Below are 22,208 nucleotides of genomic sequence, written 5' to 3' on the forward strand. Positions count from 1 at the left end.
GCTGGAGCATGGATCAATGTCGAAAGAAACCGAGAAGAAACCCCTGAGCGAACGCGCGCCGACCACCGGCCCGGAATCATCAGAGCCGGGGCTGGGATCGCTGGCACCAAAAGATGGTTCGCATCAGACCCCAGCCGAACCGACCCCGCCAGGCAAACAGCCTACCGCCCCGGGCAGCCTGAAAGCGCCACAGACACACAACGCCAAACTTGACCAGCTTGAAGCCAGCCGCAAAAACGGCACTGACCGCCCTCTGACCACCAACCAGGGCACACGCATCGCCAACGATCAGAACTCACTGCGGGCCGGCTCGCGTGGTCCGACGCTGCTGGAAGACTTTATTATGCGTGAGAAGATCACGCACTTTGACCATGAACGCATCCCGGAGCGTATCGTGCACGCCCGTGGCTCTGCCGCACACGGCTATTTCCAGCCTTATCGCTCCCTGAAAGATCTGACCAAAGCGCAGTTCCTCAGCGATCCCGAGCAGACGACCCCCGTCTTCGTGCGTTTCTCCACAGTTCAGGGCGGTGCAGGCTCTGCCGATACCGTGCGTGATATTCGCGGTTTCGCCGCCAAGTTCTACACCGAAGAAGGTGTGTTTGACCTGGTCGGCAACAACACGCCGGTATTCTTTATTCAGGATGCGCACAAATTCCCTGACTTTGTGCACGCCGTGAAGCCAGAGCCGCACAACGAAATCCCGCAGGGCCAGAGCGCCCATGACACCTTCTGGGATTACGTCTCTCTGCAGCCGGAAACCATGCATAACGTCATCTGGGCAATGTCTGACCGCGGTATTCCGCGCAGCTATCGCACTATGGAAGGCTTTGGTATCCATACCTTCCGTCTGATTAACGCCGAAGGCAAAGCGACCTTTGTCCGATTCCACTGGAAGCCGGTGGCCGGTAAAGCCTCGCTGCTGTGGGATGAGTCGCAGAAACTGACCGGTCGCGATCCCGATTTCCATCGTCGCGATCTGTGGGAAGCGATTGAAGCGGGTGATTTCCCGGAATATGAACTGGGCCTGCAGCTGATCCCGGAAGAAGATGAGTTCAAATTCGACTTCGATATTCTGGATGCCACCAAGCTGATCCCGGAAGCGCTGGTACCGGTTGAGATCGTCGGCAAGATGGTGCTTAACCGTAACCCGGACAACTTCTTTGCCGAAACCGAGCAGGTGGCGTTCCACCCAGGCCATATCGTGCCGGGTCTGGATTTCTCCAACGATCCGCTGTTGCAGGGTCGTCTCTTCTCCTATACTGACACGCAGATCAGTCGTCTGGGCGGACCAAACTTCCATGAGATCCCGATCAATCGTCCGACCTGCCCGTACCATAACTTCCAGCGTCAGGGCATGCATCGTCAGGATATCGACACCAATCCGGCAAACTACGAGCCGAACTCGATCAACGACAACTGGCCGCGTGAGACCCCACCTGCTGCAACTGGCGGCGGATTCGAGAGCTATCAGGAGCGGGTTGAAGGCCACAAAGTGCGCGAGCGCAGCCCGTCGTTCGGTGAATATTATGCGCAGCCGCGCCTGTTCTGGAACAGCCAGACAGACGTTGAGCAGCAGCACATCATCGGTGCCTACTCGTTTGAGCTGAGTAAAGTGGGACGCGCCTATATCCGTGAGCGCGTGGTCGATCACCTGGCACGCATCGATACGAAGCTGGCGCAAGGCGTGGCGGATAACCTTGGACTTGCGCTGACCGATGAGCAGCTTAACATCCAGCCGCCGGCGGCGGTGAACGGCCTGACCAAAGATGACAGTCTGAGCCTTTATGCCATCCCGGATGGTGAGATCAAAGGTCGTCAGGTGGCGCTGCTGCTGAGCGATGGTGTAAAAGCGGCTGATGTGCTGGCGATTCTGCAGGCGCTGAAAGCAGAAGGTGTTCACACCAAACTGCTGGCACCGCATATGGGCCAGGTGCGTGCGGATGACGGCTCAGTGCTGCCGGTTGATGCCACCTTTGCCGGTCTGCCTTCTCTGACCTTTGATGCCGTGATCGTGCCAAATGGCAATATCGATGCCCTGCTGTTAAGCGGCGATGCCCGTTACTTCCTGCTGGAAGCCTATAAACACCTCAAGGTGATTGGTCTGGTGGGCGACGCGCGTCGCTTTAAAGCACAGTTCGGCCTGGAAGATGCCGATCAGGAAGAAGGCATCGTGCAGGGCGACTCGGCAGAGACCGCGCTAATGTCGGATTTCACGCAGGCGATGAAAGCGCACCGCGTCTGGTCCCGTAGCCAGAAAGCGCAGTCCGTTCCGGCCTGATGCGTTGAGTAAATAAAAAACCGCCTCCAGGGGCGGTTTTTTTATGGCTGCTGATAAACCTGAATCAGGGTAAATCTGGCAGCAACGGCCAGACTCAACGCGCTGGGAACACGGACAGAAGAGGAAAGCGTCCCGCGTCAGGGACAAAAACGCCGGAAGCGTTTTTGAACAACGCAACGCGTTGGCCCGGTTACGGGCGCACCTCAGGGATGAGGTGCGTAATCGCGCGGGCCGAGCGGCCATGGATGACATCTTTTGCGTCTTTCCGATCTGACCGTGTTCCCAGTGCAGGCACGGTCTCACAGCCAGAAATCGGTTCTCACTTATTATCAGAAGGTCTGCCAGTTCTCATTATCTGTCACAGCGACAGGCTGACGTTTTGGCACAGCAATCGCCTTCGCAACCGGTGGGGCAGAGAACGCTGCGTGTAGCGTGCCGGTTTTGAATACCGACACCGTTTTACGCAGGTAGCTCGCCTGCTCCTCCAGGGAGGCGGCGGCAGTGGCTGACTCCTCCACCAGCGCGGCGTTCTGCTGCGTCACCCCATCCATTTCCGAGACCGCAATGCAGACCTGCTCAATGCCCCGCGTCTGTTCGGTCGAGGATGCCGCAATCTCTTCAATCAGTTGCGTCACACGACTCACCGACTTCACAATGCTCTCCATCGCGGTGCCCGCCTGCGCAGCATGACCGGCACCGGTTTTGATCCGCTCTGCTGAGCGGTCGATCAGTCCACGAATTTCCTGTGCGGCGCTGGCGCTGCGTCCTGCCAGCGAGCGTACTTCACCCGCCACCACCGCAAATCCACGACCCTGTTCACCGGCACGCGCGGCTTCAACCGCAGCGTTCAGCGCCAGAATATTGGTCTGGAAGGCGATGCTGTCGATAATGGCGATAATACCGGCGATCTGATTCGAGCTTTCGCTAATCTGATCCATGTTGGCAATCACCCGGGCAACGGTCTCACCGCCCTGCAAAGCCGTAGCTGACGCCTCTTTCGACACTGTGGTCGCCTGCTGCGCATTGTCTGCGTTGAGCTTTACCGTCGAGGTAAGCTGCTCCATGCTGGCGGCGGTCTGTTCCAGCGCGGCTGCCTGCTGTTCCGTTCGGGAGGAAAGATCGGTGCTGCCGGCAGAGATTTCCGCGGCACCGGTGAAGATCGAACGGGTGGCGTCATCGACCGAAGTAATGGTCACGACCAGCGCATCACGCATCTGCTGCAACTCCTGAATCAGCTGGCCCATCTCGTTGCGGCCCTCATGCTGAATCGCAGAAGTTAAATCACCGGCCGAGATAGCGCGCATATGAGCGGTCAGTCTGGCCAGCGGGTTAATCAGCAGCTTCTGCAGTCCCATCCAGACTGCCACCCCAATCACGCCGGTGATCAGGCCGATGGCCAGCAGCGCCCAGAGTGCATCCGTCAGGCTGCGCTGGTTGTGCAGAGAGGTATCTTTCATCAGCTGGATGTTCACTGCACGCCAGGCCTCATAGGCCGTGTCGAGCTGATCCTGCGCTGCCTGCGCTTCAAGGTTGCCATAGGCCGGGTAGTTGCCCTGCTTCAGGAAGGTGATAGAGGCCAGCATGGTGTCACGCATCTGCTGATAAGCAGTCTGAACCTGCGTTGACTGGGCTTCGCCCTGTTCCGCTTTACGCGGCATCGCCTGCCACGCTTTAAAGTCTGCATCCGCCTTTTCCGCTGACTGACCCGCCTGCTCCAGCAGCGCAGCCATCGCCGCCAGCGATTTAGGGTCCTGCTGATTTTTCAGGAAACGGATCGCCACGCGGTTAATGGTGACGCGGGTTTTAATCAGGGTTTTCACCGCATCACTCAGGTGCTGCTGTTGCAGCGTCAGCTGCTCGGCCGCCACGAAGTTTTTGTCGGCTTTTGACACGCCGTTGTAGAACAGAAATCCGGTCAGGGCCAGTAACGTAATAAAAACGGCCAGCACCGCCAGAATACCGTGAGTTATTTTAAGATTTTTAAGCATGTCCGCAAACTCATATCAGAGAAGATAAAGCTGTTATCGGCAAGCGAGGAATTTAACTGAGCGCAGTTGCAAAGAAGCCTGCTCTCCGCAACCCGCCGGATGCAGCCAGCACGTCGTACTGCACTGAAAAAAAGGGCGTGACGCCGCCTGAACGCATTCGTCGCTTAACAAGCGCCCCCGTGCTGTGGTTGAATTCGCCCCTTACATTTTTCGCACGTGGTTAACATGCATTACATTCAGAGTCTGATGAGTTTTATAGAGGGAAACCGGGTGCTGTCGATCGGCTTCAGCCTGCTGCTGCTGATTATGGCCGGGATGGTCACTCACCTGATTTGCAAATTCTTCATCGTCAAAGTGATAAGGAAGGTCTTTTTCAGCAGTCATAAAAAGAACGTTCCGCTGGATAAAGATGTCCGCCTCTCTCAGAAGCTGTCAAATTTTGTGCCGGTAATTGTGGTCTACAATTTCCTGCAATTCATGCCTGGCCTGCCTGAAAATCTGAAAGTGGCGATTCAGACCATCTGCGGCATCCTGTTTTTTGTCTATCTGTCGATCTTCTTCAACGAAGTGCTGGAGATTGTTAACAACTCTTACTCGCGCAAATCAAAGCGTAAGAATCACTCGATCAAGGGCTATATCCAGATTGGTAAAATCCTGGTACATATTATCGCCGCAATCATGATTCTGGCGATTATGTCCAACAAGTCGCCCGCCATTATCATCTCCTCGCTGGGTGCGGTCGCCGCGGTACTGATGCTGATCTTCCAGCATACGCTGCTGTCGCTGGTGGCGAATATTCAGCTCTCCTCTAACGATGTTCTGCAACTGGGCGACTGGATTGAGATGCCGGACAGGAATATCAGCGGCGAGGTGATCGATATTGCGCTGCATACCATCACCATCCGCAACTGGGATAACACCCTTTCGCGCATCCCGACCAAGAACTTCCTGACCGAAACCTACACCAACTGGCAGGCGATGTTCTCTTCAGGCGCGCGCCGCATCATGCGCAGCTTTTATCTTGATCAGAAGTCGATCACCTTTGTGAATCAGGAGATGCTGCAGGCGATGAGTCAGATCCGCCTCGCGGGCGAAACGATCACTGAAATGCTGGATGGACGGGATATCAATGCCGTCGGCGACCGCTGGTTTATGGAGAACGGCATCACTAATCTGATGGTATTCCGTAAATTCCTGAGTGCCTGGCTGGCCCAGCGCGATGACATTATGAAAGAGATGTATATCGTGGTGCGGCCGCTGAAGCCGTCGCCGGATGGGCTGCCGGTGGAGATCTACTGCTTCACCTCATCCATTTTCTGGGCCGATTATGAAAATACCCAGGCGGCGATTTTTGAGTATATCTATGCCATGGCCCGGTTCTTTGAACTGCAGATTTACCAGCATCCGGCCGGGTCTGATTTCGCCCGTCTGGCGCAGCCGCGTCCCCTCAGCGGGGATACAGAGCCAAACGGCATGCCGTAACCCGTGACCTGCTGTGGCGGTCCCGCACCGCCACGGAACTCACAGTGGATCAGATCATTAACTCTTACTCAGCGCATAGTTCAGCACTTTGTCATTCTTCATCTGCACGGTCAGCGTCTGCCCTTCGGTGGTGTTCAGGGTGCGCGCCTCGCTGTAGGTCCACTTCAGCAACCGTTGCCCGTCCGGGTAAGGCGTCTCGCTGTCAGGCTGACCAAACAGCGCGATCAGCTGGGCTTTGGTCGTCTGACCGGCATGAATTTGCTGCAGATTGCGGTTGTCCAGCCGGTGTCCGACCCTGTTAGAACAGGCGGAAATCAGTAGCAGCAGCGTGACTAACAGAACGCGTTTCCTCACGTAATATCCTTTTGAAATGTTCAGCGCCGCAGATCCTCCAGCGTGACCTGCGCGATCGCGCTTAAGCTTATAGCGAATCCGCGCTATCCGGCAGAGTTTTCTGGGTCTGCCCCCATGATTTCCCCTTGCCAGAGGCCGATTCAGAGTAATTAACGCAAATTAATACGCCTGAGCCGCCTGCCACCCTGCGACTGCAACATCTTAGTCTATGATTACTCTCTGTATGCCGCGTGGAAGTGGTCTCACTTTTCCCTTCCCGCCGCATCACGCTGAATACCAGTCCAGTTTCCTGGCTGAAGAGGCGCGCCAGCCCACCTGGCATCCGGGTCTCACTGATAGCTTTACGATTTTCTGACGCTTACGTCATCGACATCCTATTCACGCGGTGGTCACCATCGCGTATTTCCAGGCTAAATGAGGCAACTGAATGGAATCCAAATCTTTTTCTAAAAGTTGGGGCGCTGAACGGGTTGCCAGTGACGAGGTGCGTTTCCGCCTCTGGGCAACCGGCCAGCAACGCGTGACGCTGCGTCTCGCCGGTAAAGACATTGAGATGACACCGCAGGCGGACGGCTGGTTTGAAGCCCAGGTCACCGGTGTGGCTGCGAATGCCGAATATGATTTTGTGCTGGCAGATGGCACAGCCGTGCCCGATCCCGCTGCCCGCGCCCAGAAAGCGGAGGTCAACGGTCCCTCCCTGGTGATCGATCCTGACGCGTATCAGTGGCAGAACACGGGCTGGAAGGGTCGTCCATGGACAGAGTCAGTGGTCTATGAACTGCACATCGGCACCTTTACCCAGGAAGGCACCTTCCGGGCGGCGATAGCGAAGCTGCCGATGCTGGCCGAAACCGGCATCACCATGATTGAAGTGCTGCCGGTGTCGCAGTTTGGCGGTAATCGTGGCTGGGGCTACGATGGCGTGCTGCTCTATGCACCGCATGCCGCCTACGGTTCGCCGGATGATTTCAAAGCCTTTATCGATGCGGCGCACGGTCTCGGCCTGTCGGTAGTGCTGGATATCGTGCTGAACCACTTTGGCCCGGAGGGCAACTATCTGCCGCTGCTCGCGCCAGACTTCTTCCATAAAGAGCGCCAGACGCCGTGGGGCGCCGGGATCGCCTATGATGTTGATGCGGTGCGCCGCTATATCGTGGAAGCGCCGCTCTACTGGCTGCAGGAATTTAATCTGGATGGCCTGCGCTTTGACGCCATCGATCAGATTGATGACCCGAGCGAGAAGCATGTGCTGGTTGAGATTGCCGAGCGCATCCGCGCCACTATTACCGATCGCCCCATTCATCTCACTACTGAAGATTGCCGAAACGTTACCTTCCTGCATCCGCGCGACGACAACGGAGATGCTCCGCTGTTTACCGGCGAATGGAACGATGACTTCCATAACGCCGTACATGTGCTGGCAACCGGTGAAACCCACGCCTACTACCAGGATTTCGCTGACCAGCCAGCGCAGCGGGTGGCGCGGGCGCTGGCAGAAGGCTTTGTCTATCAGGGCGAAGTGTCAACGCAGTCGGGCGAGCCACGCGGTGTGAAGAGCAGCAGTCAGCCACCGGTCGCCTTTGTCGACTTTATCCAGAACCATGACCAGACGGGCAACCGCGCGCAGGGTGAACGGCTGGTCTCGCTGGCAGGTGCAGAGCGGACACAGGTGCTGCTGGCCATGCTGCTGGTCTCGCCACACATTCCGCTGCTGTTTATGGGAGAAGAGTATGGCGAAACCCGACCATTCCTGTTCTTCACCGATTTCCACGGCGATCTGGCTAAAGCGGTGCGTGAAGGTCGCGCCCGGGAGTTTGAAGGCCATGCCGGTCACGGCGAAACGGTGCCGGATCCTAACGATGTCACCACCTTTGAACAGTCGAAACTCGACTGGCCACGCACAGAAACGCCGGAAGGTCAGCAGTGGCTGGCGCTGACGCGTCATCTGCTGGCGCTGCGTCAGGAACATATCGTGCCGCTGCTGCAGACCGCCGGCGGTGATGCCGGTCAGGTGGTGAAAACAGCAGACGATTTCCTGGCGGTGCGCTGGGATTTCCCACAGGGCACGCTGTCACTGGCGCTGAACGTCGGCGACAGCACGCAGCCGATTCCCGATTTGCCGGGTGAAACGCTGTTTGCCTGGCCGCAGACCGCAACCGAACTGATTCCCAACGCTATCGTGGTACGTCTGGCTAAGAGAGAAACAGAATGACTATTCCAACCGCAACGTACCGCATCCAGTTCCGCAATGGCATGACCTTTGACCGTGCGGCGGCGCTGGTGCCCTACCTGAAACAGCTGGGCATCAGCCATCTTTACGCCTCGCCGATCTTCAGCGCCACCGCTGAGTCAACCCACGGCTATGACGTGACCGACGTTAACCAGATCGAGCCATCGATTGGTGGCCGGGAAGGTTTTGATCGCATGGTGGCCGCGCTGAAAGCGGCCGGGCTGGAGCTGATCCTCGACATCGTGCCGAATCATATGGCCGCCTCGCTGGAGAACCCCTGGTGGCGCGACGTCATTGAGCATGGCGCACAGAGTCGCTATGCCAGTTATTTTGATATCGACTGGTCACGCCGCCTGACGCTGCCGTTCCTGGGCGACACGTTTGAGGCAGTGCTGGCTGACGGTGATATCAGCGTGCAGCGCGATCCGCAGACCGGCAAACCGGCGCTGGCCTACTTTGACAATTTCTATCCGCTGAAACCTGAGACCTGGCAGGATCGCGAAGAGGCGGTGTTCGCCCTGCGCGATGCCGCAGAGATCGCCGGACTGCATGACCAGCAGCCGTGGCGACTGATGTCCTGGCGCGACGCGCCCAACGACCTCTCCTACCGCCGCTTCTTTGAAGTGACCGGTCTGGTGGGCGTGCGCGTGGAAGACAAGGCCGTCTTTCATGCCGCGCATCAGCTGATCCTCGAACTGGTTCACAGCGGTGCGGTGCAGGGATTGCGCGTCGACCATGTGGATGGTCTGGCCGATCCGCGCGGCTATCTGGAGCAGTTACGCCAGGCTGCCGGTCCCGACTGCTATCTCACCGTAGAGAAGATCCTGGGCGACAATGAACAGCTGCCTGATGAGTGGCCGGTTTCCGGCACCACCGGCTATGAGTTTATGGCCTCACTCGCCAATCTGCTGGTCGACAGCGACCGCCTGAGCGGACTGCGCAAAGCCTATCAGGCTGTCATTGGCAAAACCGTCGACATGAAAGCAGAGCTGCGTGCCGCCAAGCTGCTGATGGCGAACCGCAATTTTGCCGGCGAATTTAACCGGTTACTGCAACTGGCACTGAAAATTGCTGACGCAGAGGGCACGACTCAGCCGGAAGCGGAACTGAAAAATGCGCTGCGTGAGCTGCTGGTCGCCTTCCCGGTTTACCGCACTTATGGCACACCGCAAGGCCTGACGCCCGCTGATACCGCGCTGCTGGACCAGGTGGTCAGCGAAGTGAAAGCCAGCGACCATGCGCCTGACTTGCAGGCGCTGGACTTCCTGACCTGCATTCTGCGTGCAGAAGTGGGCGATTCCGCCCGTGACGATGCCACGCAGTTCCGCACCCGCTTCCAGCAGCTGACGGGTCCGCTGATGGCGAAATCGGTCGAGGACACCCTCTTCTTCCGTCAGCACATGGCGCTGGCGCTGAATGAAGTCGGCGCTGAACCGCTGGCACGCCACTTCTCGCTGGATCAGTTCCATGCAGAGATGCAGGCGCGGCGCGAACATCAGCCCGATGCGCTGTCGGGCACCTCAACGCACGATACTAAACGCGGCGAAGATGCCCGCGCGCGGCTCTATACTCTGACCGAAGCGCCACAGCGCTGGGCGGAGTGCGTGAGCCGCTGGCGGGAGATGAACAAAGATCATGTCGTTCATCTGAAAGATGGCCCGGCACCGGAACCGGCTGTGGAGTGGATGCTGTATGAAGCGCTGGCCGGCGTCTGGCCGACCACCCTGCAGCCGCAGGATGCGGAAGGTCTGGCGTCGCTGGAAGCCCGCTTTGTGGTCTATGTTGAGAAAGCGATGCGTGAAGCCAAACTGCGCACCGACTGGGCCGACAATAACGATGACTATGAAGAGGCGGTGCTGAGCTATGCCCGTCATCTGCTTGCGCCTGGCAACAGCCCCTTCCTCAATGATTTCTGCCAGTCGCTGCAACCCTTTATGCGCGCCGGCCTGGTCAACAGCCTGACCCAGACCGTAGTGAAGCTTACCGCACCAGGCGTACCCGATATTTATCAGGGCAGTGAGGCGCTGGACTTCAGCCTGGTCGATCCCGATAACCGCCGTGAACCCGATTTTGATGCGCTGGCGGCAATGCTTAACGCGCCGCAGCATGACGGCAGTGAGGCACACTGGCTGCGCGGTCAGGTCAATCAGCAGGCGATTGTGAAGCTGTTAACGCTGCGTCAGCAGCAGCCAGAGCTGTTCCGACACGGTGATTATCTGGCGCTGTCAACAGAGGGTGAGCATCAGGACAAGGTGCTCGCATTTGCCCGTACCCGTGAGGATCAGGCTGTCATTGTAATTGTCTCACGCCGGGTCTTTAACTTACTGCCGGAGAATCTCGAGCAGGCGCCCGAGGCGCGCTGGGCTGACACGCATATCGCCCTGCCCGCCGCACTCGGCCAGCGCCGCTATCAGGATGTGCTGAGCGGTGAAACCCTTGATGCAGGCGACAAGCTGCCGCTGACAGAACTGGCGTCGCAGTGGTGCGCCGTGCTGGTGGCACAGTGAGTTTCAGGAAGAATTTAGTTTATTACGCGTCAATCTGTTCACTGAATAACGAGGCATAAATGTCAAACAGTCAGCGTTTTGAAATTACGGCGGGTTACAGCCATTTGCTGGGGGCCAATTTTGATGGCCAGGGCGTGAACTTCGCCCTGTTCAGCGCCCACGCCGAGCGGGTTGAACTCTGTCTGTACGATCCCAGCGGTAAAACGGAAATTGCCCGGCTGGAGCTGCCGGAATATACCCACGAAGTGTGGCACGGCTATATTCCGGGCCTGAAGCCGGGCGCGCTCTATGGCTATCGCGTCTATGGCCCTTATGATCCGGAAAATGGCCACCGCTTTAACCCGAACAAGCTGCTGCTCGATCCCTACGCCCGAGAACTGGCGGGTGACATCGCCTGGAACGAGGCGCACTTCGCGTACGATCTTTATCACGACGATAAAGATCTGACGTTCGACACCCGTGACAGCGCGCCGTTTACGCCTAAGTGCCGGGTTATCGACCCTGATGAATTCGACTGGCAGGATAAAAACCGCCCGAATGTGCCATGGCCGAAAACCGTCATTTATGAAACCCACGTGAAAGGCTTTACGCAGCTCAACACCGCACTGCCGCCGGAGCTGCGCGGCACCTTTGATGGTATGGGTCACAAAGCAACCGTCGACTACATCAAAAGCCTGGGCATTACCTCCGTCGAGCTGCTGCCGGTGCACTGGTTTCCGGACGATCAGCATCTGCTGGATAAGGGGCTGAAAAACTTCTGGGGCTACAACACGCTGGGCTTCTTTGCGCCCGCGACCCGCTACTTCGGGCCACGCGGCATTCAGGGCTTCCGTGATATGGTACGCGCCTTCCACGATGCCGGTATTGAGGTCATCCTTGACGTGGTCTACAACCACACCGCCGAGGGTAATGAGCTGGGTCCGACGCTGTCGTTTAAAGGCATCGATAACTTCTCTTATTACCGTACGATGCCCGACCAGCATCGTTACTACATCAATGACACCGGCACCGGCAACACCGTGAATACCTCGCATCCGCGCGTACTGCAGATGGTGCTCGATTCGTTGCGCTACTGGTCTGAGTCGATGCATATCGACGGTTTCCGTTTCGACCTCGGCACGATTCTGGGCCGCGAACCGGATGGTTTTGACCCGCGTGGCGGCTTCTTCGATGCCGTGATGCAGGATCCCATTCTGTCGCAGAAAAAACTGATTGGCGAACCCTGGGATATCGGTCCGGGCGGCTATCAGGTGGGCAGCTTCCCGCCTGGCTGGGCAGAATGGAACGATCAGTATCGTGATACGGTGCGTGACTACTGGAAAGGCAACAACGTCTCCACCGACTTTGCCGCCCGCCTGCTGGGTTCAGGCGACCTCTACGACCAGCACGGTCGGCGTCCGTGGGCCAGCGTCAACTTCATCACCGCCCACGACGGCTTTACGCTCAACGATCTGGTGTCGTATAACGACAAACATAACGATGAGAATGGCGAAGACAATAACGACGGCCATAACGACAACCGCGCCTATAACTACGGCGTTGAAGGCCCGACCGATGACGAAGGCATTAACGCGGTGCGCGAGCGTCAGAAGCGTAACTTCCTCGCCACGCTGATCTTCTCTCACGGCACGCCGATGCTGCTGGCTGGCGACGAGTTTGGCCGCAGCCAGATGGGCAACAACAATGGCTACTGCCAGGACAGCGAAATCTCCTGGGTACACTGGGATAACCTGCCAGAGTCCGCGGAGGCGCTGCGCGAGTTCACCCGTCAGATCCTGACATTGCGTGCTCAGCAGCCGTTGCTGCGCCGTGAAAACTGGCGCGACGGCATGGATATCAAGTGGTTTAACGCCGGTGGCGGTTTCCAGCAGAGTGAGCAGTGGGATGAAGGCTCAACGCTGGGCGTCTATATCGGCCGGCCGGATCTGCAGACCGAGGAAGGCATCTGGCATGACGTCCTGATGCTGCTTAACCCCTTCGAAGGCAATGTGCCCTTCCGCATTCCACAGTTTGGCGAGGGTGGCTGGGTGCTGGAGCTGACCACCAGCGATGTGGCGAAGCGGGGTCTGGTGATCACTAAAGAGAAGGATTTCGAGCTGGAAGGACGCAGCTTCGCCCTGTTCAGACGTCCCTAGTCGCTGAACAGGCTGACAATCAGGCATCAGGCGCAGCGTATTCCGCGCTGCGCTTGTTTTTTTGCCGATCGCTGCCAGGCTTAACCGGTTGTTAACAGTAAGAATTAATGCTGATAAGGAGGCATAATGTCCAGATTTACACAGAAAGTTGTGGTTGTGACAGGTGCCGGATTCGGCATTGGCGAAGCCAGCGCTAAGCGTTTCGCTGAAGAAGGGGCATCCGTGGTGCTGGTGGGACGCAACCGACAGAAACTGGAAGAGACGCTGGCTAAAATGACGGCGGGCGATCACCTGGTGGCTGCCTGCGACGTCTCAGAAGCCGGACAGGTTAAACAGCTGTCAGAAACGGTGCTGAAGAAGTATGGCCGTGCAGACGTACTGGTGAATAATGCGGGCGTTATCGTTCAGGGCCGTATCCATGAAGTCGACCTCGACGCATGGAAAACCCTGATGAAAACTGACCTTGATGGCGTTTTCCACGGTGTTCACTACTTCATGCCAGCGCTGCTGAAGAGCAAAGGTAACGTCGTCAACATTTCCTCCGTTTCAGGCTTAGGCGGTGACTGGGGTATGAGCATCTACAACGCCGCTAAAGGGGCGATTACGAACTTCACCCGTGCGCTGGCGATGGATTACGGTGCGGATGGCGTGCGGGTCAATGCCATCTGCCCCGGCTTCACTTTTACCGATCTGACCGAAGATGCCAAACAGGATCAGGAACTGCTGGAGCGTTTTTACGATCGCATTCCGCTGCGTCGTGCCGGTGAAGCGGATGATATCGCGCGTGCAATTCTCTTTATTGCCAGCGATGAAGCCAGTTATATTACCGGCGTCAATCTGCCGGTTGATGGCGGAATAACCGCCTCAAATGGCCAGCCTAAACAGGCATAAGTATCAGGGCAGCGTGTTACGCTGCCTTTTTTATTCTGAACGCCCCGCCCTGTAAATTTTTTTATTCTCTTTTACTGCTGCCGTTTAATTTCAGTGAATTAATGTTTTGGCGTATGGCGGGTTGGCGTTGCCGCGCGCGCCGGTTTAATTGCCGTACTGGTACTGGTCGGGCAAATAAAGGTGCTCAGACAGGCATTACACGATATAGCATTAGCGTGATGGACTTTTGCCACCGCCAGCGCCTGCTGTCGGGTATAAAGCGAACCAATAAAAACGCGTTTATCGTTTTTTGACAGATTAACGCAACCTTCTTTGTGTAAAATCCATCCACCCATGGGACGCGGGCACAGATAATAATAGCTGGCTTTGAGCATGGTAGTCATCCTGATAGTTGCTGTATGTGTCGTAAAAAACGAACCAAAATTCGTAAGAGGTTTTATTTGTAATCTGAAGCTTTATTAAACTAACTGAGAATTATCCCTAAAACCACTTTATTGCGTAACGCAAACCGACTTTGAGAATATGCCCTTTTCAGCCTCTGCTATCGCTTCAGGCATTCAGCGCGCTTAACGTTCCCGTCCCGTTTTGCAGTCCCGCTTTCATTTAGGGTACTAATGCATCAATAAAAAACCATAAAACAAAATAAGCAATATAAAACAGTAGGTTATTTTACTTTCTGCTACATCCTGCCTGATATGTCACGGTGGTTATGATTAGAGCCACAACAAACGACATTAACCGCCGCAGGGGGACTTATGAGTATTGATAAACAGAGACTGAAAAAGTGTGAAAGCGGCAGAGCGCCTCTCTTTTAGCGAAGTGCTGAGACAGGCAGAGTCGGGGGTTTATCAATAACGGCGGGCGTAATTAACCGCGACTGGCTTGAAAAAGTAAAACGATCGGTTTACTTTTAAAGCATGAAAAAGAGAGACGATATCCTTCAGGCCGCCGAGCGGCTCTTCTATACCCACGGCTTCCACGCCACCAGTACCGATCAACTCTGTCGCGAAGCGGGCGTTTCGACACGCACGCTTTACCATCATTTCGCCTCCCGCGAAGCACTTACCGCCGCGGTGCTTGACGCCCGCGAGCAGCGCTTTATAGCGGAGCTGCTGCCAGCGCAACAGCCTGAGGCAATCGCGCATCTGTTTACGGTGCTGGGTGAGTGGACGACGTTAAACGGCGCGCGTGGCTGCTTCTTTCTGAAAGCCTGGGGGGAATATGCCGAGCGGGATAGCGGGCTGGCATCCCAGGCACTGGCCTTTCGCGCCACAATGCGCGCTTACATTACGCAATGCGTGACGCAACTGGGCGGCGAAGTTAATCAGCAGCTGAGTGATGCCATCTGGATACTCTTTGAGGGAGCGATGACCACAGCGCTGATTATCGGTCCTGCCGCTGTACGGCAGGCGGCACAGGTCGCCAGCCAGTTATTGCAGCGTGGTGCGGTCAGATGAGGTCACCCGCCGCGCTGGCACTGACCGGCTTTAGCCTGATTGCTGTGACTTACGGCATGGCGCGCTTCTCGTGGGGATTGATGCTGCCTTCGATCTCAGCCGATATCCCGTTCAGCCCGCAGCAGGCGGGCTTGCTGTCAGCCTGCAGCTTTGTGGCCTACTGCCTCACTATTCTCACCGCAGCCGCACTGGCAGACCGCTATGGTGCCCGACTGACCGCACTGCTGGCGGCCCTGAGTGCCGCATCAGGGCTGCTACTGCTTGCCTGCGCCTCCTCACCGCTACTGCTGGCGACAGGACTGTTTGTCGCCGGATTGAGTTCAGGGCTGGCCTCGCCCGCTCTGGCCGCGGCTGTCAGTAACCGGATTGCGGTTGCCGATCAGCCGCGCATCAATACGCTGATCAACGCCGGCACCAGCGCGGGTATCATTCTGACCGTGGTGATCCTGAGCGTGCTGCCTGGCGGATGGCGGGCCGCCTGCCTAATGTTCGCCCTGCTGTCACTGGCCTGTCTGCTGCCGGTAATCCGCGTGCTGCCGGTTCATGCTGCCGGCAGCGCTGCTAAAGCGCGACGCTGGCACCAGCGTCTGTACCGTCGCGCTATGCGCCGGCTGACAGGCATAGCGCTGGTTTCAGGTCTGGTCAGTGCGGCCTGGTGGAGCTTTGGGTCGGCGCTGCTGCGCCAGCATGTCGGTGTCGATGCAGAGACCGCCCGTTTACTCTGGCTGGTTGCCGGAGGTGCAGGCATTGTGGGTGCAGCAACCGGCCCGGTCGCTGCTCGTATCGGGCTGAACGCGGTTTACCGGCTGTCACTGTGCGGAATGGCATTGCCACTGCTGGTTCTGGCCTTCAGTCACGGTGAATCTACCGATTTACTGGTTGCGGTGGCCTGCTGCGGCGCAGGATACGTGACGCTGTCGGGCGTGTTGCTGGTATGGGGAGCACAGGCCACGGCTGAAGAGCCCGCGACAGGCGTCGGTATCCTGTTTTTTATGCTGGCAGTCGGTCAGGTTGCGGGATCGCTTCTGTTTGGTCAGCTTTACGCCGCGCTGGGTGCCAGTACGGCATTAACGCTGTTTTCGCTCAGCGCCCTGCTCCTGCAATTTATTACACCGTCGCAGAATAGTGACGCATCAGATCAATAAGCCGTAAATAACGAAAAGCATCGCAAAGCGTGGCGGGAATTAACTGATAATGTTATTTACCAGACATTGTTCAATATAACTGTCCAGCTCAAGAGCACGTTTATAATAAAGCGGATAAAGACAGCCCCGAAGCTTTTCAGATCGCGCGAATATTTTTAATCCGTGGATTCACCTTCTGCTGAAGTAAATCTTCATCGGGCCCCAGATAATAAGGCACCGCACACTGCTTACCATCTTTGGTAAAAATAATCTGGTTATCGTGCAGGAATAACGCCGTAAAATGGCCCAGCACGACCCCATTTAATTCGAAGCAGTGATTTCTTGCTGCACGCAGCCCCTGCTTACTATTCAGAAAATCAACAAATCGCATCACGCTGCGCCTCCCGTCAATTAATTCACCCTATTGGAACGGCACAGATAATAGCCTTAACGCCGGAGCGAATCATCCGGCTGACGCTGTTTTCAGAATAGGCTTAACCGCCATTCAGAAGCGGGGCTCAACCGGCGGGTATGAGTGTTCCCTTTTCGTCAGGAATCGTCCTGGAGGAAGCGCCAGTAATAAAATTGCTAACGCGCACGAGATTTATATTGCGCGATCTGAGCACCCGCTATACCGTTGTTTTACAACAGGTGCAGACGATCAGGGCAAACCTCATGGTGGAAATTTATGATGCAGATGAACGCCACATTCCGGCGATTCAGCAGATTTACGCCTGGCATGTTCTTAACGGCACCGGCTCATTTGAGACCGTGCCCCCTGACGCTACAGAGATGGGCGAGCGAGTGCGTAAGATACAGCAGGCAGGGCTGCCGTGGTTCATTGCTGTCAGCGACGGCGACGTACGTGGATTTTGCTATCTGGCACCTTACCGCCCTCGCCACGCCTACCGCCATACGCTGGAAGACTCAATTTATATTGACCCCGGCTTCCAGAAACGTGGTGCCGGCTCACGTCTGTTAGATCATGCCATTACCTGGGCTGAGCAGGCAGGGTTTCGCCAGATGATTGCCAACGTGGGCGACAGCGAGAACCAGGGTTCGATTGCCGTGCACCAGGCAGCAGGTTTTGAGATGACAGGCATCCTGCGCTCGGTGGGTTTCAAACAGGGCCGCTGGCTGGATACCGTTTTTATGCAACGTTCTCTGGCAACAGGCGATACCACGCCGCCAGTTGACTAAAATATTAGCGTCAGAATAAGAAAGTCATACTGGCCCTCGTTTTCCCCAGGAGACGCTTCTGGTAAGGTGCCTTAACAAAAAATAAAAAATTCCGGAAACCATTATGTTGTCGACAATCATCTATCGCAGCCACATCACTGAACATGTGCAGCTCGAAACCCTGAATGATTTGGCGCTGAAAGCGAATAAAATCAACAAATCGTCAAGTATCACCGGAATTTTACTGTTCAATGGCACGCATTTTTTCCAGCTTCTGGAAGGCCCGGAGGCGGCAGTAAATGCGGTCTATAGCCGCATTTGCCAGGATCCGCGCCACCACAATCTGGTCGAACTGCTGCGAGATTACGCCCCGGCGCGACGTTTTGGTCATGTCGGTATGGAGCTCTTCGATCTGCGGCTGCACGATCAGGAAACCGTGCTGGAGTCAGTGCTGGAAAAATGCACGACGAAATATCAGATGACCTATGCCGATCGCGCACTGCAGTTCCTGCGCACCTTTGTTGAAGCGCGCGAAAAAGAGAACTATTTCGAGATCCCTGCCGCCAGCGGCTGGACGTTTATTCGTGATGAGGCAGAACAGCGCGAAGGCGATGCAGCGCTGGTGGCTACGGATGACGTCAGCTTTGCGTTTCAGCCTATTGTTGATCCCTTCGCCTGCGAGATCGTTTCACTGGAAGCACTGTTGCGCGGTCCGCAGGGAGAATCGCCGCTCGACTATTTTGCCCGACTGACACGCGAGCAGCTTTATCAGGTCGATCTGCAGTCGAAAAAGATCGCCTTTGCTCAGGCGAAGAAGCTGGGGATTGAGGGGATGACCCTGTCGATCAATCTGCTGCCGATGACGCTGGTAGAAGTGCCCGACGCCGTCCTCTTTTTGGTGGATGAGATAGCAGCCCAGGGACTGGTGCCCGAGCAGGTGATGGTTGAGTTCACCGAGAATGAAGTCATCTCACAGCCGGAAGCGTTTGAAGCCGCCATCAGGCAGCTGAAAGCGGCTGGCATCAGCCTGGCGCTGGATGATTTCGGTGCCGGTTTTGCCGGGCTGTCGCTACTGACCCGCATTCAGCCTGACAAAATTAAGATCGATCGCGCCATCATCTCTGACGTGCATAAAAGTGGGCCGAAACAGGCGATTATCCACGCCATTCTGAAATGCTGCGCCTCACTGGAGATCGGCGTAATCGCTGAAGGCATTGAGCAACCGGAAGAATGGATGTGGCTGGAAGCCGCGGGCGTGACCCAGTTCCAGGGGTTCCTGTTCTCTGAGCCTGAACTGAATGGCGTTGCGGCCGTGGCCTGGCCGGAGCTGATTTAACCTCCTGCGATTTGGATGATTTTACGCTTCCCTGCCTTGCTGGATCACCCGGCGGCTGCTAAATAATTATCAGCGCCGGAGGATCATCTTTCTGTCATCTTCCCGCGTCACAGTCAGTTATGACCCCATCAGTGATTAAATGTTTAGCAGTCAGATGTTCAGTGTTTAGGCCAGCGCTACGCGCCATGCGTGCGACGTGAATCCAGGGACAGCATTTGAGGAACTGAATGAAGCAAATCATCCGCGGTGATAAAGAACCCTCCCATATTCTGGCAGCGACCCGTGCGCTCGAAGCGCACTACGCCCGCTACGGAGAAGGTAATAAGTACCATCCCATCATCTATTCCATCGCATACCGCAGCCGGTTTTATCAGGTTGAGGTCATTACCCGACGTGAAACAATGGTTGCCACGGTGATTACCGGGGTTCGTAATCTGACGCATCTCTCCGGCGCCGCCTGACGGCGGCCTGCTCGCCTGCGGGGGCATAATACCCCCGCATTTTCGCTTAACGCTGGTAGAGAGAATTGGCCGGATAAATTGCGCCTATCACGCTTTTCTCCCGTGCGCCCGTCACCGCAGGCAGATTGCCCGGCAGACCGGAGAGCGTACGGAATGCCAGCCAGGCAAACGCCAGCGCTTCCATGTCATCACCACTGATACCCGCCGCATCGGTGGTCGCCACTTCCGTTCCGGGAAGGTGTGCTGCCAGCCGCGCCATCAGCAGCGGATTGCGACTGCCGCCGCCGCACACCAGCAGACGATCGCAGCTATCATTGAGTAAAACCTGCTGTGTAATAGTGATGGCGGTCAGCTCCACCAGCGTGGCCTGCACATCCTGCGGTGACAGACCCGGGAAATAGCGCAGATGCTGCTCCAGCCAGCCCAGGTTAAAGTGTTCGCGTCCGGTGCTCTTCGGCGGCGGCAACGCAAACCAGGGTTCGCGCAACAGCGCCTCCAGCAAAGCCGGGATCACCAAGCCGCTGCGCGCCCACTGCGCATCTTTGTCATAAGGCTGACCCTGATTCCGCCATATCCAGGCGTCCATCAGCATATTGCCGGGACCAGTATCGAAGCCGCGCACCGCCTGTCCAGGGATCAGCAATGAGAGATTGGCGATGCCACCAATATTCAGCACCATGCGGCGTTCTGCGGCATCCATCAGCAGCGCCTGATGAAAAGCAGGTACCAGCGGCGCGCCTTGCCCGCCCAGCGCCATGTCACGGCGGCGGAAATCGCCCACCACGGTGACGCCGGTTGCCGCGACGATCTGGTTATTGTCACCAATCTGCAGCGTATTCGGTGCGTCACTCTGAGGCTCATGCCAGACAGTCTGACCATGACAGCCAATCGCCGTGATATCGCTGGCCTCCAGCGACTCGCGCTGCATTAATGTCACGACGGCTTCAGCGAAGAGCTGACCGAGGCGGGTATCAAGCTGGCCGAGCTGTGACAGGGTCAGGGATTGGCCCTGGCAAATCCCCAGAATAGCCTGACGCAGCGCGGGTGGCATCGGATGGCAGTAACTCGCCTGCTGCGCCACCATATTTTCATCAATGGCGGCCAGCACCACATCCACGCCATCCAGGCTGGTGCCTGACATTACCCCGATATAGCGTCCTGATTTCATAACCATTCCTTACTTCCGGCGGGAAGTGCGATTCATCTGCGGTTAGCCTGACAAATAATAATTGCTAATTCTATGATTAAATTCTTTTTATCTGATCGTGCTGACCAGTAACGTTACGGGACTATTTTTAGACGACGATTGAATTATTGTTGATCTTACATAGTCTATGCTTCGTCCAACCGTGTTTTATCCGGACAGGGATTAATTTGCCAGTTTTGTGTCTTATACTGTGTGCAGGATATAGCGATAAACGTGGCGCCTTCTCGACTAAAGGAGTTTCAAATGATTAAGCGTGTAATTGTGGTCGCTCTGGCCGGTGCGATGCTGGCAGGTTGTAGCAATACCAGTACGCTGTCGGGTGACACCTACAGTGCCAGTGAAGCCAAGCAGGTGCAGAGTGTGTCGTACGGTACCTTAGTCTCTGTGCGTCCGGTGAAAATCCAGGGCGGTGATGAGAGTAACGTCATCGGTGCAATCGGTGGTGCGGTGCTGGGTGGCTTCCTGGGTAACACCATTGGTGGCGGCGCCGGACGTAGCCTGGCAACAGCCGGTGGTGCAGTTCTGGGTGGCGTAGCAGGCCAGGGTGTTCAGGGCGCAATCAATAAAACTGATGGCGTTGAGCTGGAAATCCGTAAGGATGATGGCAACACCATCATGGTGGTTCAGAAACAGGCCGCCTCGCGTTACTCTGTTGGCCAGCGTGTTGTCATGGCGTCCAACGGCAGCCAGGTGACGGTTTCACCTCGCTAATGCTGCAAAATAAAAAACCGACGCTCGGGCGTCGGTTTTTTTATTTCTCTTTGTGCTGAAGTTCGAGAATGTTTTTCTCAAGCCGGGCGATCAGCGTCACCATCTGACTAATCTCTTCCCGGCTGATGCCGGACAAGATGTCATCCCGCGTCTCATCAATCACACTCTCAACCTGTTCGATAATCGGCTCCGCCTGCTGCGTCAGCTTAATGCGCTTGGCACGACGATCGTTGGCACAGGTCGAACGGGTAATCAATCCTTTCTCTTCCAGTTGATCCAGCGTCCGCACCAGCGAAGGCTGTTCAATGCCAATCGCCTTGGCTAACTGAATCTGCGACTGTTCAGGCGGCAGTTGATGAATATTGTGCAACGTCACCCAGTGAGTCTGAGTCAGCTCAAGCGGCTTGAGCCGCTGATCAATCAACGCGCGCCAGATGCGCACCAGGCGAGATAAATCCGTTCCGAGGGGCGTATCCATTTCATCTCCTTATAATTAGCTTGCTAGCTATCAAGCCAGATTTTACACTATTCTGCGAGTTTACAGGACAAATTACAAATCCCGGACCAGGCTACGATTACGCGGCAGCGCGTTCAGTCTGCCGTCTGGGTTAATGAAGGATGTTATCACGTGCTCACTCCTGCTTTTTCAGGTGCGAAACCGCTTACCGATCTGGTCGTGGGCGCCTCGCTTTTTTTCCCGCCGATATTCAAAGCGGTGCTGCTCGGCTTCTTTTTCTGGCTGCTGATTCACCCGCTGGTACGCGGCTGGATCTACTCCGGCGACGTCTGGCATCCTACCCTGTTTGATCTCTCCCTGTTTGTGCTGTGCGTGACCGCCGCACTCTGGCTCATCGGTCACGGATAA

At 56.4% G+C, this 22,208-nt stretch carries 19 protein-coding genes; 13 read left to right on the plus strand and 6 right to left on the minus strand.

The features are described from left to right. Nucleotides 1-16 precede the first annotated feature (16 nt). On the plus strand, nucleotides 17-2,281 hold the full coding sequence (gene katE, locus QSK07_RS15075) for a catalase HPII (RefSeq protein ID WP_098050704.1): 2,265 nt from the start codon (nucleotides 17-19) through the stop codon (nucleotides 2,279-2,281). A gap of 329 nt (nucleotides 2,282-2,610) precedes the next feature. Here the strand turns inward: katE and QSK07_RS15080 are convergent, their stop codons facing one another. Beyond that, a complete protein-coding gene (locus QSK07_RS15080; protein ID WP_285721863.1) occupies nucleotides 2,611-4,269 on the minus strand; it encodes a methyl-accepting chemotaxis protein in 1,659 nt (552 codons plus the stop codon). Nucleotides 4,270-4,494: 225 nt separating this feature from the next. Here QSK07_RS15080 and QSK07_RS15085 point away from each other — a divergent pair, with 225 nt between their 5' ends. Further along, entirely contained in the window at nucleotides 4,495-5,751 is a 1,257-nt protein-coding gene (locus QSK07_RS15085) for a mechanosensitive ion channel family protein (RefSeq protein WP_098050708.1), read from the plus strand. A 57-nt stretch (nucleotides 5,752-5,808) separates the two neighbouring features. On the opposite strand, the gene QSK07_RS15090 is transcribed toward QSK07_RS15085, so the two are convergent. Further along, a complete protein-coding gene (locus tag QSK07_RS15090) occupies nucleotides 5,809-6,105 on the minus strand; it encodes a hypothetical protein (RefSeq protein WP_275219526.1) in 297 nt (98 codons plus the stop codon). A gap of 427 nt (nucleotides 6,106-6,532) precedes the next feature. Between QSK07_RS15090 and treZ the strand changes: the two genes are divergently transcribed. The 4 genes from treZ (at nucleotide 6,533) to budC (ending at nucleotide 13,868) form a co-directional block, all read left to right on the plus strand. Then, nucleotides 6,533-8,317 (plus strand): malto-oligosyltrehalose trehalohydrolase, encoded by a 1,785-nt coding sequence (gene treZ, locus QSK07_RS15095; RefSeq protein WP_285721864.1) that lies wholly within the window; start codon nucleotides 6,533-6,535, stop codon nucleotides 8,315-8,317. After that, complete coding sequence (gene treY, locus QSK07_RS15100; RefSeq protein ID WP_285721865.1) at nucleotides 8,314-10,842, plus strand: malto-oligosyltrehalose synthase; 2,529 nt, start codon at nucleotides 8,314-8,316, stop codon at nucleotides 10,840-10,842. Before treZ ends, treY begins: the two co-directional genes overlap by 4 nt. A 59-nt stretch (nucleotides 10,843-10,901) precedes the next feature. Continuing rightward, nucleotides 10,902-12,977, plus strand: a complete 2,076-nt coding sequence (gene glgX / locus QSK07_RS15105; RefSeq protein WP_285721866.1) for a glycogen debranching protein GlgX — start codon at nucleotides 10,902-10,904, stop codon at nucleotides 12,975-12,977. 126 nt (nucleotides 12,978-13,103) lie between these two features. Next, entirely contained in the window at nucleotides 13,104-13,868 is a 765-nt protein-coding gene (gene budC, locus QSK07_RS15110) for a meso-2,3-butanediol dehydrogenase (protein WP_285721867.1), read from the plus strand. Between the two features lie 98 nt (nucleotides 13,869-13,966). On the opposite strand, the gene QSK07_RS15115 is transcribed toward budC, so the two are convergent. Then, nucleotides 13,967-14,242, minus strand: a complete 276-nt coding sequence (locus tag QSK07_RS15115) for a hypothetical protein (protein ID WP_098050719.1) — start codon at nucleotides 14,240-14,242, stop codon at nucleotides 13,967-13,969. 543 nt (nucleotides 14,243-14,785) lie between these two features. Between QSK07_RS15115 and QSK07_RS15120 the strand changes: the two genes are divergently transcribed. Together QSK07_RS15120 and QSK07_RS15125 are read left to right on the plus strand one after the other, a co-directional pair. Next, nucleotides 14,786-15,325 (plus strand): TetR/AcrR family transcriptional regulator, encoded by a 540-nt coding sequence (locus tag QSK07_RS15120; protein WP_285721868.1) that lies wholly within the window; start codon nucleotides 14,786-14,788, stop codon nucleotides 15,323-15,325. After that, complete coding sequence (locus QSK07_RS15125) at nucleotides 15,322-16,470, plus strand: MFS transporter (RefSeq protein ID WP_285721869.1); 1,149 nt, start codon at nucleotides 15,322-15,324, stop codon at nucleotides 16,468-16,470. Before QSK07_RS15120 ends, QSK07_RS15125 begins: the two co-directional genes overlap by 4 nt. A gap of 136 nt (nucleotides 16,471-16,606) precedes the next feature. Here the strand turns inward: QSK07_RS15125 and QSK07_RS15130 are convergent, their stop codons facing one another. Then, nucleotides 16,607-16,840: a hypothetical protein gene (locus QSK07_RS15130; protein ID WP_098050725.1), complete on the minus strand. Its 234-nt coding sequence runs from the start codon at nucleotides 16,838-16,840 to the stop codon at nucleotides 16,607-16,609. 287 nt (nucleotides 16,841-17,127) lie between these two features. Between QSK07_RS15130 and QSK07_RS15135 the strand changes: the two genes are divergently transcribed. The 3 genes from QSK07_RS15135 to QSK07_RS15145 all read left to right on the plus strand — a co-directional run bounded on the left by QSK07_RS15135 (nucleotide 17,128) and on the right by QSK07_RS15145 (nucleotide 19,425). Beyond that, entirely contained in the window at nucleotides 17,128-17,649 is a 522-nt protein-coding gene (locus QSK07_RS15135) for a GNAT family N-acetyltransferase (protein WP_098053046.1), read from the plus strand. A gap of 103 nt (nucleotides 17,650-17,752) precedes the next feature. Beyond that, entirely contained in the window at nucleotides 17,753-18,964 is a 1,212-nt protein-coding gene (locus tag QSK07_RS15140; protein ID WP_285721870.1) for a diguanylate phosphodiesterase, read from the plus strand. A gap of 227 nt (nucleotides 18,965-19,191) precedes the next feature. Further along, nucleotides 19,192-19,425 carry a DUF4060 family protein gene (locus QSK07_RS15145; protein WP_013357724.1) on the plus strand — a complete coding sequence of 78 codons (234 nt, stop codon included), beginning with the start codon at nucleotides 19,192-19,194 and terminating at the stop codon, nucleotides 19,423-19,425. 46 nt (nucleotides 19,426-19,471) lie between these two features. Here the strand turns inward: QSK07_RS15145 and anmK are convergent, their stop codons facing one another. Next, nucleotides 19,472-20,593, minus strand: coding sequence for an anhydro-N-acetylmuramic acid kinase (gene anmK, locus QSK07_RS15150; RefSeq protein ID WP_285722002.1), 1,122 nt, complete (start codon nucleotides 20,591-20,593; stop codon nucleotides 19,472-19,474). A gap of 282 nt (nucleotides 20,594-20,875) precedes the next feature. Between anmK and slyB the strand changes: the two genes are divergently transcribed. Beyond that, nucleotides 20,876-21,343, plus strand: a complete 468-nt coding sequence (gene slyB, locus QSK07_RS15155) for an outer membrane lipoprotein SlyB (protein WP_098050728.1) — start codon at nucleotides 20,876-20,878, stop codon at nucleotides 21,341-21,343. Between the two features lie 40 nt (nucleotides 21,344-21,383). Here the strand turns inward: slyB and slyA are convergent, their stop codons facing one another. Continuing rightward, nucleotides 21,384-21,821: a transcriptional regulator SlyA gene (gene slyA, locus QSK07_RS15160; RefSeq protein WP_010245551.1), complete on the minus strand. Its 438-nt coding sequence runs from the start codon at nucleotides 21,819-21,821 to the stop codon at nucleotides 21,384-21,386. Nucleotides 21,822-21,971: 150 nt separating this feature from the next. Here slyA and QSK07_RS15165 point away from each other — a divergent pair, with 150 nt between their 5' ends. After that, complete coding sequence (locus QSK07_RS15165; RefSeq protein ID WP_013357721.1) at nucleotides 21,972-22,208, plus strand: DUF1656 domain-containing protein; 237 nt, start codon at nucleotides 21,972-21,974, stop codon at nucleotides 22,206-22,208.

The organism is Pantoea sp. QMID4 (assembly GCF_030270445.1).
GTDB classification, from domain to species: Bacteria; Pseudomonadota; Gammaproteobacteria; order Enterobacterales; family Enterobacteriaceae; genus Pantoea; species Pantoea vagans.

Excerpts from the sequence above, each read along its gene's own strand:
- QSK07_RS15130 (WP_098050725.1), bottom strand. The coding sequence starts at position 16,840 with ATGCGATTTGTTGATTTTCTGAATAGTAAGCAGGGGCTGCGTGCAGCA.
- QSK07_RS15145 (WP_013357724.1), top strand. The coding sequence starts at position 19,192 with ATGAAGCAAATCATCCGCGGTGATAAAGAACCCTCCCATATTCTGGCA.
- slyB (WP_098050728.1), top strand. The coding sequence starts at position 20,876 with ATGATTAAGCGTGTAATTGTGGTCGCTCTGGCCGGTGCGATGCTGGCA.
- glgX (WP_285721866.1), top strand. The coding sequence starts at position 10,902 with ATGTCAAACAGTCAGCGTTTTGAAATTACGGCGGGTTACAGCCATTTG.
- QSK07_RS15125 (WP_285721869.1), top strand. The coding sequence starts at position 15,322 with ATGAGGTCACCCGCCGCGCTGGCACTGACCGGCTTTAGCCTGATTGCT.
- slyA (WP_010245551.1), bottom strand. The coding sequence starts at position 21,821 with ATGGATACGCCCCTCGGAACGGATTTATCTCGCCTGGTGCGCATCTGG.
- katE (WP_098050704.1), top strand. The coding sequence starts at position 17 with ATGTCGAAAGAAACCGAGAAGAAACCCCTGAGCGAACGCGCGCCGACC.
- anmK (WP_285722002.1), bottom strand. The coding sequence starts at position 20,593 with ATGAAATCAGGACGCTATATCGGGGTAATGTCAGGCACCAGCCTGGAT.
- QSK07_RS15140 (WP_285721870.1), top strand. The coding sequence starts at position 17,753 with ATGTTGTCGACAATCATCTATCGCAGCCACATCACTGAACATGTGCAG.
- budC (WP_285721867.1), top strand. The coding sequence starts at position 13,104 with ATGTCCAGATTTACACAGAAAGTTGTGGTTGTGACAGGTGCCGGATTC.
- treY (WP_285721865.1), top strand. The coding sequence starts at position 8,314 with ATGACTATTCCAACCGCAACGTACCGCATCCAGTTCCGCAATGGCATG.
- QSK07_RS15120 (WP_285721868.1), top strand. The coding sequence starts at position 14,786 with ATGAAAAAGAGAGACGATATCCTTCAGGCCGCCGAGCGGCTCTTCTAT.
- QSK07_RS15080 (WP_285721863.1), bottom strand. The coding sequence starts at position 4,269 with ATGCTTAAAAATCTTAAAATAACTCACGGTATTCTGGCGGTGCTGGCC.
- QSK07_RS15085 (WP_098050708.1), top strand. The coding sequence starts at position 4,495 with ATGCATTACATTCAGAGTCTGATGAGTTTTATAGAGGGAAACCGGGTG.
- treZ (WP_285721864.1), top strand. The coding sequence starts at position 6,533 with ATGGAATCCAAATCTTTTTCTAAAAGTTGGGGCGCTGAACGGGTTGCC.
- QSK07_RS15115 (WP_098050719.1), bottom strand. The coding sequence starts at position 14,242 with ATGCTCAAAGCCAGCTATTATTATCTGTGCCCGCGTCCCATGGGTGGA.